We start from the raw sequence: 12,902 nt of genomic DNA, 5'->3' as shown, positions 1-12,902 counted from the left end.
GTTAAAATGCTGTGCTGCTTTTCGCACAGACATTTTATCTCTAGCCATAATTTCTATGACTTTGTCTTTAAAATCTTTTGAATATCCCATGTTTCTATTGTTCTATATTTTTGAGTATTTGGCTATATATGGGTGTTAGTGCCTTACGTGTCATTAACGATGACCGTATTGCCGCACATAATGGTTTTGGTACTCACCCACACGACAACATGGAAATTTTGACTTGTGTATTAAGTGGTACGATTTCCCACCGCGACAGCATGGGCAATGAACGCCATATTACTGCAGGTGAATGGCAGTTAATGAGCGCAGGTACAGGCGTTCAGCACAGCGAAATTAACAATGGTGATGAAGAAGTACACATGCTGCAAATTTGGATTCAGCCGAATGTACGCGATGCAGAGCCGACGTATCAGCAAATTCAACGTGACCCAAATACAGCACCCAACCAGTGGCATTTAATTGTCGGCCCGAATGACAATGCCCCAATGCACATTCGTCAACAGGCAGAAGTAAAAGCAGCTGTTTTAGAAACTGGACATCGTTTAGAAGTTACAGCAACACAAGCGGTAAACTATGTGCATGTAATTCGTGGTGAAATCACCATTGGCGAGCAAACAGTTAAAGCGGGCGATGCTTTGTTATTTGCTGATAATGCTGTGATTGAAGCAAAAGAAGACAGCCAGTTCATTTGGTTTGATTTACCAAAACAGTAAGTCCTGACTGTCACCTTATTATGATTGAGCATCTTTAATTTTTTGAGTTACCCTCTTGCCCTCTTCTACAGAGGGCTTTTTTATGGCTGAAATTGCATGATTCATTTTTTAAACACAGTTTTTGTCACGTTAATGACTTTACGCTGTTGTCTGCAAATACGCAGCAATTTGCTCTGCCACATTCCGTGCGGTTCGGGAAACACCAATTAAAGTTGCCGAGGCTGCGCCTGTCCAATCGCCATAACCAACCAACCATAAATTTTGCTGTTGTAACGCTCGATTTTCTAACACATCGACTGTGCCTTGTGCATTAACCACATTCAAACTTTGTAAATGCGACAATGCTGCCTTAAAACCTGTGCACCAAATAATGGCATCAATTTCCTGTTCGCGCCCATCTGCCCAAACTGCACTATGTTCGGTTAAATAGTCAAATGGCGGCAGACCATGTAATACATCACGTTGCCGTGCTTCTTTGACACTTGGAATCATCACAATATCGCCCAAACTGCCAATCGGTTGTTCAATACTGCGACCTTCCTGCTGGGCTTTTAAGCGCTCCGTGGCACGTGAAAATAAAACCCGTCCATCTACATCATCGGCTAAAAAACTTGGCGGTTGCTGTGTAACCCAAAAAGTTTCGGCCACTTTAGACACTTCTGCCAAAATTTGTGCGCCTGAGTTACCCCCGCCGACAATCATGACTCTTTTGCCCTGAAAAGCATTGGCATTGCGGTAATGAGCCGAATGAATTTGTGTGCCTAAAAAGCGTTCGCGTCCTGTATAAGCAGGAATAAAAGGCTGACTCCACGTTCCAGTAGCACTCACAGCGGCTTTGGCTCGCCAGCTTTGCTGTGCCGAACACACAATTAAATCATTGCCTTCCTTCAGGACTTTTTCGACCTGCACAGGACGCAGCACAGGAAATTGATAGCGTGTTTCATACGCTGTTAAATAGTCAATCACTTCTAATCGTTTCGGATATTCCTGTTCGGTTTTTGGCATTAACCAGCCGGACAAAGAACTCCATGTATTTGGAGAGAACAGCTGTAAAGAATCCCACGCATGTTGCCACGCACCGCCCGACTGCGTTTGATTATCCAAGATCAGAAAATTGATTTTTTGCCGTTTTAAAAAGTAAGCCGTGGCCAATGCTGCTTGTCCGCCACCAATAATAATTACATCGGCATCCATTATTTGATTCAAAATGGCTCTCCTGCTCGCAATACGCACCCTGTTGCTATGCCTAATCTTAGCGCATAAGTGCAACACGTGAGAGATTAAAAATTCAGTCCACCAAACTCAACTTATGGAAGCACGTAATTAGAAGCAAGCCATCTTGAAAAATGATGCTGCAAAAAAGCCAAGTCTTTCAACTTGACTTTGTTTTGTAAGATAGCTTGATGTGCAACACTGCAGAATCAGGTTCGGGCTTTAAAAAGCCCAAACCAATTTCAAAGTCGAAGAGTGTCCTTCAGGACGATGTTCCACTTCGGTTTCTTTCAAAAACTTTGCTTCCAAAGACCAATTATCACGTTTGTATTGAATCGCGGGACCAAAAGATAGAGCCTGTCCTTTATTGCCAATACTGACACCATTCACTTCATCATCTGTGGTTTGTTTAAATACATAACCTTCGAGTGCCAATTTGACTTGATCATTCAATTGATAACCGATTGCATAATCTCCAGCGAAATAATCCCCCGACTGATAATTTGTGTCGTCATTTTCACTGTTGAAGCTATAAGACATTTTGGTGGAAAACTCCCAACCTTGCGGCTGCAAATAAGAATACGCAAAGATAGGACGAATGGTGTTGTAGTTCTTACCTAAGTTGGCAACTACAGGACGTTGTGGATTGGCATCTTCATAATCGCCTGTTGCGAGCACACCTTCTAAAGCAGCTACACTGTGATGATTGCCTTTATGCCAACCCAACATGCTGCCAATAATCAAATCGCCCAAACCACTGTTAGAGTCTGACATGCCCATCACATTTAAACGCAAATCGACCAAAGGCTGTGCAGCATATAAACCCAACTGACCGCCTGCAATGTGTTGGGGGGTCATCCATACCAAACGTGGAATATAGACATTCACATCGGCATGGAAATTGTCTGGGCCGTCTTTAAACTCACTGGCATGATAGTTCTGATAGTAGTTGAGTAAGTATACCCCAGCTGGTGGTAAAGCCCCTGCTGCAATGCCTTCTGCGCCTAATCCAAATGTATCTAAACCGTTTTCTGTTGCATTGACGTGTGTCGCCATGACACCCAAAAGCATGAGTGCCCAAATTTTGTTATTCATAGAACATCCTATTCAATAGAAATTTTGATGAAGTCTGCCTGCTGCGCCTGAATCATTCATGCGCGAACAGCCGACTTTTAAGGGCAGCATCAACAAAGAACTTGCTGATGCTGTATTGGCGAACGTGTTAAAACTTTGTGTTTTAAGGTGTGGGATTAAGCACTTGCACGACGACGTTCAACTTCAGTCGATGGTGCATTTGCAGTGTCTTTGACTAATTCAAAGTTAAAGGTGATGTGCTTAAATGGTTTGTCTAAACCACGGCGCTGAATTTCTGCAGCATCGGTCACATCTACCGCTGTTGCAACCAGACCTTCACGGGTCGCAAATGCGAAGTCATCCCACAGGTATTGATCACCTTCAATGTTAAATTGCGTAGTGAGTTTGCGGTAACCTGGTGCAGAAATGAAGTAATGCACGTGAGATGGACGGTTGCCATGACGACCTAGTTTGTTTAATAAAGCTTGAGTCGTGCCGTCTGGTGGGCAGCCATAACCGACTGGCATGGTCGTTTGCGCCACATATTTACCATTGGCATCACTGAAAATAGTACGGCGTAAGTTAAAGTCAGACTGAGATTTATCAAAGAATGAATAGTTACCTAAACCGTTGGCATGCCAAACTTCGACTTTGGCATTTTCAATGATATTGCCATTGGTGTCAGTGACTGTACCTTCAATAATTAACGTATCTAAATGGTCTGATTCTGAACCATCATCCATACGCGCAAAACCGACTGATTCAGGCGCACCTGCAACATAAAGTGGCCCTTCAATGGTACGTGGTGTACCGCCTGTTACGCCTGCTTTGGCATCGGCTTCATCGGCACGTAAATCTAGATAATGTTCTAAACCCAAACCTGCTGCAAGTAAACCAAGTTCATTGGCTTTGCCTGCATCGGTAATATATTCCAGACCTTTCCACACTTCTGAAGGCTGAATGTCTAAATCTTCAATGGCTTGAAATAAATCTGCCACTAAACGCACCACTATTTGCTGCACACGCTGATCGACAGGGCGTGTAGCGGTGTCTACGTTCATTTCCTTCACTAAAGTATCAATTTGTTGACGGTCCATGTAACTCTCCTTGGCTATTTTGGCTTTGCTGGTTGTCGCATTGCTATTTTGGCTTTTGACACTGCCTTACTGTGTTGATGATGGTGTCAGTGCTGAGCTAAATGCCTCAACACTGACCGACTTCCTTGGAAACTTTTTATCTATTGCAATTCGATAGGCTCAGTACAATATTGCAGCACCTATCCACTTTTAAATATGTGTTAAATATGTTTAAACAATGCTGAACGTGACTGACCACTTGCACCATCGGCAGCACTCAAGAAGCGTTCAGTGTGAATATCACGCTCAAACAAACGGCTTTGCATTAAGGTCGAAATTGCTGCATCAATCATGACTGGTGGGCCGCATAAATAGGCTTTGTGTCCACCGCAACGCTGCTCAAAATAATCGGCAACCGCTTCATGCACATAGCCTGTAAATCCTGTCCAATGGTCTTCTGCTTTAGGTGCATTTAATGCAGGAATGTAGCGGAAGTTTGGATAGTCTTTGACTAACTGCTCAAACAGTTCTCGGTTATATAATTCCGCAACATCACGCGCACCTTGGAATAGGTAAATGGTGCGGGTATCACCCGACTCTAGTAAGTCTAAAATCATAGATTGCGGGCTAGATAAACCTGAACCACCTGCAATAAAAATCGCATCCTGATCATCCGATTTACGTACAAAGAATTGTCCGTATGGCCCTGAAATTTCCAGTGCGTCGCCTGCCGCAAGCTGCTCATGCACATAGGTCGTAGCACTGCCGCCCACAACATGACGAATATGCAATTCAATAATGCCGAGCTCGCTTGGTGCATTGGCAATTGAGAAGGCACGAGTGCCTTCAATACCCGGGAATTGCACGTTAATGTATTGCCCTGCCTGAAACTCCATCGGGCGGTCTAACTGCAAGCGCACACCTTTAATGGTTGGAGATAAGTCCTTTACCTCAAGGACTTTGGCCTGATAATCCTGAACCAAATATCCCAAGAAATCTGGGTCTTCATCAACATCGGCTTCAATGGTCATGTCTGATTCAGGCTTACAGCAGCACGCCAACACTTTGTGTTCTTCACGTTCCAAATCCATCAGCGCGAAAGGTGACGCTTCGCCGACATCATAATAACCATCGGTGACTTGGACTTTACAAGTGCCGCAAGTGCCATGCCCACAAGCAAATGGCAACCACACGCCTTGACGTAACGCGGCATCTAAAATGGTTTGATCTTCTTCAACCTCAATGGTTGTGCCAATTGGCTCAATTGTGACTTGATAGCTCATCTGCGACCTCCTGTCTTGTACTTACTGACTGTGCTTTGCTGTCTTTATTTTGTTGTGATCTTACTGTTTTAAACGTGTGCGCCCTTGTACCCATTCAGTCCTGGGGTCACAAAACGCAGTAGTGATTTTTGATCGAAGCCAATTTCTGCCAAGGTCTGTTCAGGGCGTGGCTGAATTACCTGTTTGTTTAAAGTAAATTGCACTTCATCCCATTTAATGTTTTCAAAGTCAGGATGTTGATGGAAACCCGCCTGCATTTGCTGATCCAAAAATTCCTGAAAGGTTTGCTGCGGCGAAACCAACATGGCGTGTGCAGAACAATATAAAGTGTGATGATCCCAACCCACATACACCAAAATGTTGTCGCCATAGTGTTTTTGTAGGTCGCGTGGTTCAAAGTCGTAATCTGGGCGAATAGCGCGTACTGACATGGTCATTCTCCGTATTGGGGTGGTTTGAGCCGCAAATGACTCAAACCGAAATCCTTTTAAATTTGAATCTTGAAATAACTTAAATTTTAGATATTTACTTTAGATAGTGAATGAGCGTTAAGCCGCATCACCTTTCCATTTTTTCCAGCGTTGCTGGTCTGGTGAACCTTCAATATCCAAGTTATCTGCACCGACATTGAAGCGATAATATTCGCGCAGCATGTTTTCCAAATCTAAGCCACCACAGTTGCCTTGTAGAATTTGGTTCACTGGCAACCATGCCTGCACATATTTTTCAGGTTCACGTTCAAAAATATCGTGACAACCATCTGAACAGGTGTGGTAACGCTCGCCTTTATAAACAGACTCACGATACGTAAACATGGTCGGATCGCCATCCATTTCGGTGAAAGTCATTGGCACTTGGCAAATTTGGCACAATTGCGGTAAGCCTGCGCTGTAGAAACGCTTGCCTTCTGCTTCCATCTTGCGTGCTAACTCCCACTTTGGACGGTAGTATTTGTCAAAGGTGTCTGGATATTTTTCAGATAACCAATCCATTTCCTGATCGGTTGGAATCCAAGTATGGAAACCTGCTGCATGACCGAAGTTATAGAAAATCCACCACGCTTGATGCGACACGTGTTCTTTTTCTTTGGTAATTACTTCTGAATATTTCGGCATACGAATACCGTAACGGCTCAAGTCTTTAAATAACGCACCGCCCGCTTCTTCAAAGTAGGTTTCCCACGCTTCTTTCCACGACATCACTTTGTTTGGCAGCATGTAGTCCATCATCATGCCAACTATAGATAACAGACGAGTCCCACGCCAGAACCACTTATCAATCCATTCCTGTACGATTGGCACGTTATCTTCGTGTTGTTCTAACAAGAATTTCACGATTTCTAGACCTAAAGTCATGTGACGTGCTTCATCGGACTGTGCACTAAAACCAAAGGTGACCGTTGCCATATCGCCATTGTGTGCTGCACCTGACATGAACGGTACGAACAACAAGTTGGTCAATACATATTCAAAGGCAAAGCTAATGGCTAACAAGAACTCAAACGGCCCTGCTGAACGCGCATCTTCAAAGAAAGATTTTGGTACAGACAAGTACCAAACGCGGTCATGCATGTGCGACCAATCCTGAAAACCATCAAAGAATTTGTTGTAATGGCTCATGGCATGAATTTGCGTCTGCACGTGACGTAATTCATCAATCGACTGCATTTGTGATGCGATACGTGCACCTACACCACTGAACTGACGCCCTACATGTGCATAACCTTGGAATGCCTGATATTCAAGCGGAGTTACCGCAGTTAAAAACAGTTTGATGGCATTCAAATAACGCTCATTGGTCACGTTCATTTGACCGTTGTTTTGTGCAAAAGCATCAAAAATGGCGTAAAGTTTTTTCTCTTTTTCTGCCTGATACTTCCAGTAAGCATCCATGGTTAAACGGAATGGATCTTCCCATTTAGACCAGTCTGTAATTTTAATGCCTTCTAATTCTTCGTATGGAAAGGCTTCTTTGCGGTCTGCATAAGAAAAGTCCCAATCCAAGTCACGAGTAAGTGCGCGATAACGGTCTTTGGCATTCAGTTTTTTTGCTGGGGTTTTAACTTGTGAATTCATGCTCATCATCCTTAAATTTTTTAGCGGCAATCTATGCAGCAATATGTTCTGGCGGCACTGTACTCAAATTGGCTCAGTGCACATCCTTATTCCTAGTTCCAGTGCAAACGGAAACTGTCATCATCTTCTTCGACGTTGCCGCCCAACGTAATCATGTTGAGTTGTAAAGACTGAATATCCCAATCTTGTCCAAGTTTTTCAGATACCGTTTCTGCTTTAACAATCAGACCTGTTTCGCTTTCTACCCGAATCATGGCTGGCAGATATTGAATCGTGGCATCTGGGTTGTCTTCTTCAATCGCTTCAATGATGTAGCGCGACGTGTCATTGTCCTGTAATGCGAGATAAACCTTAGACATGCTGCTTCTCCTTAAGCCTGCAAAATTTGTTCGAGTTCGATGCCAATTTTTTTACTGCGTTCCAGCAGTTTTTGTTCTGCAATGTCGACTGCATCTGCAGACAACGCCTCAGCTGCCCACGCTGCAAATGCCGCTTTCACTTCAGGTAAATATTCTGCTAACCACTGGCTCAACAATTGTTTGTTATGTGCAGATTCTGCAGCTGCGGTTTTAAATACGCTGTCTGACCATTTGCGTAAATCTGCCATGGCTTCCTGCATAAATTCCATCAGCATCGCCAAGTCACGTGCTTGATGCTGTGCCAACCATTGATCAAATTGGGTGTAAACCAATTCGCTCATAAAGCTGTCAATCACCAAGTTTTGTAATAAAAACAGTTTGAAATAGTCCTGCTCGATCAAACTGGTTTCACACAGCTTGCGCAGTCCTTGCCATGCTTCATCCTGCATCCATGCTTGTTTGGCTGGAATTAAAGATTCGCCCGTGTTGCCATCGAGTGCCAAACCAACCCGTGAGATGTACTGCGCCATCCCTAAACGATCCATCGCAGCATAAATACAGGCTTGGGTCAGCACCGTGCCATAACCATAAGCACTGCCCGACATCATGTGTAAATTGGCAGTCTGTTCGATATGACGAAACGGCAAAAACAAGGCAATCACTTTGGCTTTGACATCTTCAGAAATATGCTCTGCCAACTGACGCTTTTCAAAAAAGCTAAAGTTACTTTCGGCAATGTCCTGCAAACGCGCACGATGCTGCACATAAGTTCCGTAATAAAACTGACGCGGGTCTTTAAATGCGTACCAATCCTGCATTTCAATTGCAGTATGGGTTTTATCATTTAAGGTTTTTTCAGGTTTCCACAGCGGACGATAGTGAAAGTTGGTTTCCGCCTGAATATCAAAACTGACTTCCTGATAACGGGTGGCTGGCTTGTTGCCAAAACGGCGCTCAATATAGGCATAGTTTTGACGAATTGGCTCAATACCCGCTGTTTTAATTTCTAAAGTCATCGCTTATCTCCTTAAGCATTCAGTGTTGATCTTCATGATCAATGTTGTATCGCTGTGCACCGACTAAAGTGTCGTGTTCAATGCCGTAACGCCATTTGTCTTCTTCAGCATCATTCACGGCTTGCTGTTGTTCGCTCATTTCCACCACTTGATTGGTTGCGCAGAACTCGCGGAATGCTTGCTGCGGTAACACCAACTCCACATATAAAGTGGGATCGTGAATGGCAAAGTCGAACTCGACAAATGCGGCATTAATATCGCCCGTTACCCGAATATATTTGGTTAAGGGCAATGCGCCTGTTGCATCCTTCATATTGTTCTCCTACAAGATCTGATTCATTCAGAACTTGCTTCAGTTGCTTCATGCATCTGTTGCTTACTTTTACTATTACAACAAGCGTGCCAACTTTATAAAAACATTGAAAAACAGCAACTTAAAAAATCTGAGTGTTTTTATAAGAATTTGGATTTCATGATTTGATGAATTTTGATGTTTAAAAAATTTAAGATTTCATGATTTGATGAAATACAGCCCGTACAGATACAAAAATTTACCCTTGGGCTTTATGCAATTCGCTTATGATAAAGACGGAATAAAAACAACAAAAACATATAGATACAACTAAATACCTTTAAGGTTTGGCATGATGCTGTTTAGGTATTATTGAATTTTCACGAATTTGCATAAGATGGCTAAACAGCCTCGAATTTAATGGATTAAACACGGCGCATGGTACGAGTAAAATACGACAGCAGCGGCAAATATGCAGGTCATCCTCAGGAAATTCACGACCTGCTTTCCAAACTACATTTTGACACTGAGCGTGGACAAATCTGGTTTGATGAATATCGCATGTTGCTGATGCATACCAGCATCATGGGCTATTTGCGTAAAGACCTTGCCAATATGATTGGAATGGAACGCACCAAACGCTTTTTTATTCGTTTGGGCTATCAGGCAGGTCTGAAAGATGCAGAAGTCACTACTAAAATGCGCCCAGGTTTAAATGAAGAACAGGCTTTTATGGCAGGGCCACAAATGCATGGTATTCGGGGTATGGTCAAGGTCGAAGCCAATCAACTCATTCTGAATCACCAGAAGAAACAATTTTATGCCGATTTAAACTGGTACAACTCTTTTGAGGCCGATGTACATATTGAACAGTTTGGGCTGAGCCACGAACCCTCATGCTGGATGCTACTTGGCTATGCCTGCGGTTATAGTAGCTTTGCCACAGGTATGACCATTATTTATCAAGAAGTGGAATGTAAAACCTGCGGACATGCAAACTGCCGCATTATAGGTAAACCACTCAGTGAATGGGAAAATGCCGATGAGTTGATTCAGTTCATGTCACCTGAACCAATTGAAAAAGAACTGATTGCCTTACAATCCGAATTATTTGAACTCAAAAAATCTATTTATAGCACCAGTAAAAATGACTACAGCATGTTCAGCTCGGTGGGGCAATCAGCCGCCTATCAACGTGTGTGTGATCTACTAAAAAAAGCCGCTGGTGCCAAAGTCTCGATTTTACTGCAAGGTGAAACAGGCGTAGGTAAAGAAGCCTTTGCCCGTGGTGTGCATGACTTAAGCCAACGTAAAGAACATGCTTTTGTGGCGGTGAACTGTGCTGCAATTCCACCTGAACTGATTGAATCTGAACTGTTTGGGGTGGAAAAAGGCGCGTTTACAGGTGCACATCAATCACGTTTGGGTAAGTTTGAACGTGCACATAATGGCACTATTTTTTTAGATGAAGTGATTGAGCTTTCGCCTCGTGCACAAGCCGCTTTGCTACGTATTTTGCAAGAAGGTGAGTTTGAACGTGTCGGTGATTCGCAAACACGGCATTTAGATGTCCGTGTGATTACCGCCACCAACGAAGATTTAGAACAGGCAGTTAAAGCAGGACGCTTCCGTGCCGATTTGTATTATCGCCTGAATATTTTTCCCGTGCAGATTCCACCGCTTAGAGAACGCCGTGAAGATATCCCCCTTTTAGTTGAGCACTTTTTAAAACGCTTTGAAAAAATGTACGACAAACAAATTCAGGGAGTAAGCGAAAAAGCCACCGCCTTTATGCAAAGTTATGCTTGGCCGGGCAACATTCGTGAACTGGAAAATTTGTTGGAGCGTGCAGTACTACTCACCGAAGATCAACAAATGATTAAACTGAATGCGTTGTTCCCACAAAAGCATGAACACGATGCTGAAGATGTACAAGACAGCACAGATTTAGACACGCTTTTAACCGAAGGTTTTGATTTAGAACAGCATGAGCAACAACTGATTATCACCGCGATGCAAAAAGCCAAACACAATGTATCTGAAGCGGCACGCTTATTGGGAATTTCCCGCGCTGCACTGGATTATCGTTTAAAAAAATACGCCATGCGCTAGAAATTCCGCAATAAAAAAGCCCTGTTTTTCAACAAGGCTTTTGCATTTCAAGCAGCCGAATTACCAGCTCAGTGTCTGAGTGCCTGGACGGAAAATTGCTTCACCCATAGCATCTGGATTGGCATATTTCAGACCTTTCATTAAGTCACCTTCAACAACACCGTACTGCTCCATACACATTTTGCAGATATACACATCACCACCTTTGGCGATAATACTTTTCAGCATGTTCTGATGCTCTGCATATTTATGTTCAAAGCGGTTAGATGCCAACATTACGCCTTGATCGACCAAATAAATCGTCAGTGGATGACCTTTGCCAAATTGGTTATTGCTCATGCCAATTGCCATTTTGGTGCGGTGCGCATCACTGCTGGTAAGCAAGACAAAAAGTGGATCTTTTTTGCTCTCTGCCATTGCTGGAGATAGACTGGCAAAGGTCAGCAAAACCGATAAACATAACAACTGAATCAATTTCATGGCAGAACTCACACTCAATTTAAATCTGGTCAAAATATTAGCATAATAAATATACTATATTTAAATAATAAATTAAGACGATAGTCTGTATGCAATAAAGCCAAGCACTAAACTTTTTCAAAAATCAAAAATTGATCACTGTAAAATGACCCCAGCATCAACAATCACAATTCAATACGTCCAAAAAACAAAGCGCCACCGAAAACGGCAGCGCCAAGCATGTATTTAAGAGCAATCTTTTCTAGTAGAAATGAAGGGTTAAGCCGCTAAATTTTTCTTGAGTTCATCTTCTACAATACCAATTTCCAACTCACTGAAACGACGGATTTCCCCTTCTGCATGTTTTTCCAACATGCCGCCAATCAATGGCACTTTAACCTTAATTGTCCAGTTTAATTGAATATCAATTTTTTCATGGTTGCCTGTCACACTACGCTCGCCTTTAGCTTCTAAAGGCAAGTTTGCACCAAGCTCCACGGTAGAAGTAAGCGCCGTTAAATGGGTCACATCATTGCGTTTTAAACGAAATGCATCTTTTAATAATTTTTTAGCCATATCTGGAATATTCACATCTAAATTATAAGCACGGCGTAAAGTGTAAATATCACCGTTCTTTTTAGATTCTAAAATTTCCAAATTTTCACCAGGAATACGCTTGCAGACTGCTTCATGCAAAGCAACATCTGCCACTAAACGCTTAAATTCGTCAATTGAAACGCCATGAATGGTGGCGTTTACAGTAAATTGATGAGCCATTTGAGTTCCTTTTATTTTGTTTATTGATGGAGTAGGTCTAGCATCATCGTGCAATATAATTTGGCTGATGCTCAACGGGTATAAGTTGTTTTATATCCTACATACAACTTTATTTTCAGGCTATTAAAGTGTTTTTTCCGCCTGCTGTCATTGACTCTATTTTGTCTATTCTGTGTGAATGATGCCAAATTCAGCGGCATAGGTTTCATGGCTATAAATAGTTAAATAATGCCCATAAAATTCAATTTTGGCATAAAAATGTTCTGCGCCATCATCTAGTCCTGTGGAACACCATGTCGTCCCTTTGGGGAAATCATCTAACCACTGGGCTTGGTAAAAATCTGCAATCGAATCAAACTGTAAATAACGCTCAGGATACGCTAAAATATCCAATGCCAATAAATCAAATTGTTTAAGCTGCGCCTGTTTAAAATCAATTAAATTGCTCATC

The 12,902-nt window shown here is 42.7% G+C and carries 13 protein-coding genes and 1 pseudogene; 2 read left to right on the top strand and 12 right to left on the bottom strand.

All coding sequences use genetic code 11. The features are described from left to right. Positions 1-125 precede the first annotated feature (125 nt). A pseudogene (locus tag FTV52_RS11025) lies at positions 126-716 on the top strand (pirin family protein); the annotation flags it as partial. Between the two features lie 138 nt (positions 717-854). On the opposite strand, the gene FTV52_RS11020 reads toward FTV52_RS11025, so the two are convergent. From FTV52_RS11020 to FTV52_RS10980, 9 genes are all read right to left on the bottom strand, one after another. Beyond that, positions 855-1,910 carry an ArsO family NAD(P)H-dependent flavin-containing monooxygenase gene (locus tag FTV52_RS11020; protein ID WP_373683424.1) on the bottom strand — a complete coding sequence of 352 codons (1,056 nt, stop codon included), beginning with the start codon at positions 1,908-1,910 and terminating at the stop codon, positions 855-857. 240 nt (positions 1,911-2,150) lie between these two features. After that, positions 2,151-3,023 (bottom strand): transporter, encoded by an 873-nt coding sequence (locus tag FTV52_RS11015; protein ID WP_004971953.1) that lies wholly within the window; start codon positions 3,021-3,023, stop codon positions 2,151-2,153. A 155-nt stretch (positions 3,024-3,178) separates the two neighbouring features. Further along, a complete protein-coding gene (catA, locus tag FTV52_RS11010) occupies positions 3,179-4,099 on the bottom strand; it encodes a catechol 1,2-dioxygenase (RefSeq protein WP_004971957.1) in 921 nt (306 codons plus the stop codon). Positions 4,100-4,299: 200 nt separating this feature from the next. Further along, entirely contained in the window at positions 4,300-5,361 is a 1,062-nt protein-coding gene (locus FTV52_RS11005) for an NADH:ubiquinone reductase (Na(+)-transporting) subunit F (protein WP_004971960.1), read from the bottom strand. 68 nt (positions 5,362-5,429) lie between these two features. Continuing rightward, positions 5,430-5,792 (bottom strand): phenol hydroxylase subunit P4, encoded by a 363-nt coding sequence (locus tag FTV52_RS11000; protein ID WP_104853300.1) that lies wholly within the window; start codon positions 5,790-5,792, stop codon positions 5,430-5,432. A gap of 117 nt (positions 5,793-5,909) precedes the next feature. Further along, on the bottom strand, positions 5,910-7,436 hold the full coding sequence (locus FTV52_RS10995; protein WP_179990802.1) for an aromatic/alkene/methane monooxygenase hydroxylase/oxygenase subunit alpha: 1,527 nt from the start codon (positions 7,434-7,436) through the stop codon (positions 5,910-5,912). A gap of 92 nt (positions 7,437-7,528) precedes the next feature. Further along, the gene (locus FTV52_RS10990) at positions 7,529-7,795 is read right to left on the bottom strand and encodes an MmoB/DmpM family protein (RefSeq protein ID WP_004971969.1); all 267 of its coding nucleotides are present in this window, start codon (positions 7,793-7,795) and stop codon (positions 7,529-7,531) included. Between the two features lie 11 nt (positions 7,796-7,806). Continuing rightward, positions 7,807-8,811 carry an aromatic/alkene monooxygenase hydroxylase subunit beta gene (locus tag FTV52_RS10985; protein WP_004971970.1) on the bottom strand — a complete coding sequence of 335 codons (1,005 nt, stop codon included), beginning with the start codon at positions 8,809-8,811 and terminating at the stop codon, positions 7,807-7,809. Positions 8,812-8,830: 19 nt separating this feature from the next. Further along, entirely contained in the window at positions 8,831-9,124 is a 294-nt protein-coding gene (locus tag FTV52_RS10980) for a phenol hydroxylase subunit (protein WP_004971972.1), read from the bottom strand. A 417-nt stretch (positions 9,125-9,541) separates the two neighbouring features. Between FTV52_RS10980 and mobR the strand changes: the two genes are divergently transcribed. Beyond that, on the top strand, positions 9,542-11,215 hold the full coding sequence (mobR, locus tag FTV52_RS10975) for a phenol degradation transcriptional regulator MobR (RefSeq protein ID WP_167845871.1): 1,674 nt from the start codon (positions 9,542-9,544) through the stop codon (positions 11,213-11,215). Between the two features lie 60 nt (positions 11,216-11,275). Here the strand turns inward: mobR and FTV52_RS10970 are convergent, their stop codons facing one another. The 3 genes from FTV52_RS10970 to FTV52_RS10960 form a co-directional block, all read right to left on the bottom strand. Next, positions 11,276-11,695, bottom strand: a complete 420-nt coding sequence (locus tag FTV52_RS10970; RefSeq protein ID WP_004971976.1) for a DsrE family protein — start codon at positions 11,693-11,695, stop codon at positions 11,276-11,278. A 258-nt stretch (positions 11,696-11,953) separates the two neighbouring features. Then, positions 11,954-12,451, bottom strand: a complete 498-nt coding sequence (locus FTV52_RS10965; RefSeq protein WP_004971978.1) for a DUF2505 family protein — start codon at positions 12,449-12,451, stop codon at positions 11,954-11,956. A gap of 165 nt (positions 12,452-12,616) precedes the next feature. Further along, positions 12,617-12,901 (bottom strand): hypothetical protein, encoded by a 285-nt coding sequence (locus FTV52_RS10960; RefSeq protein WP_096900962.1) that lies wholly within the window; start codon positions 12,899-12,901, stop codon positions 12,617-12,619. Position 12,902 lies beyond the last annotated feature (1 nt).

This window comes from Acinetobacter sp. YH1901141, from assembly GCF_013416935.1.
GTDB classification, from domain to species: Bacteria; Pseudomonadota; Gammaproteobacteria; order Pseudomonadales; family Moraxellaceae; genus Acinetobacter; species Acinetobacter towneri.
Note: the sequence above shows the minus strand (reverse complement) of the source record. Positions and strands in the feature narration are given on the sequence as shown.

What these genes read in the sequence shown, in the direction of transcription:
- FTV52_RS10980 (WP_004971972.1), bottom strand. Translation starts at nt 9,124, where the DNA reads ATGAAGGATGCAACAGGCGCATTGCCCTTAACCAAATATATTCGGGTA.
- mobR (WP_167845871.1), top strand. Translation starts at nt 9,542, where the DNA reads ATGGTACGAGTAAAATACGACAGCAGCGGCAAATATGCAGGTCATCCT.
- FTV52_RS11000 (WP_104853300.1), bottom strand. Translation starts at nt 5,792, where the DNA reads ATGTCAGTACGCGCTATTCGCCCAGATTACGACTTTGAACCACGCGAC.
- FTV52_RS11015 (WP_004971953.1), bottom strand. Translation starts at nt 3,023, where the DNA reads ATGAATAACAAAATTTGGGCACTCATGCTTTTGGGTGTCATGGCGACA.
- FTV52_RS10965 (WP_004971978.1), bottom strand. Translation starts at nt 12,451, where the DNA reads ATGGCTCATCAATTTACTGTAAACGCCACCATTCATGGCGTTTCAATT.
- FTV52_RS10990 (WP_004971969.1), bottom strand. Translation starts at nt 7,795, where the DNA reads ATGTCTAAGGTTTATCTCGCATTACAGGACAATGACACGTCGCGCTAC.
- FTV52_RS11005 (WP_004971960.1), bottom strand. Translation starts at nt 5,361, where the DNA reads ATGAGCTATCAAGTCACAATTGAGCCAATTGGCACAACCATTGAGGTT.
- FTV52_RS11020 (WP_373683424.1), bottom strand. Translation starts at nt 1,910, where the DNA reads ATGGATGCCGATGTAATTATTATTGGTGGCGGACAAGCAGCATTGGCC.
- FTV52_RS10960 (WP_096900962.1), bottom strand. Translation starts at nt 12,901, where the DNA reads ATGAGCAATTTAATTGATTTTAAACAGGCGCAGCTTAAACAATTTGAT.
- FTV52_RS10995 (WP_179990802.1), bottom strand. Translation starts at nt 7,436, where the DNA reads ATGAATTCACAAGTTAAAACCCCAGCAAAAAAACTGAATGCCAAAGAC.
- FTV52_RS10970 (WP_004971976.1), bottom strand. Translation starts at nt 11,695, where the DNA reads ATGAAATTGATTCAGTTGTTATGTTTATCGGTTTTGCTGACCTTTGCC.
- catA (WP_004971957.1), bottom strand. Translation starts at nt 4,099, where the DNA reads ATGGACCGTCAACAAATTGATACTTTAGTGAAGGAAATGAACGTAGAC.
- FTV52_RS10985 (WP_004971970.1), bottom strand. Translation starts at nt 8,811, where the DNA reads ATGACTTTAGAAATTAAAACAGCGGGTATTGAGCCAATTCGTCAAAAC.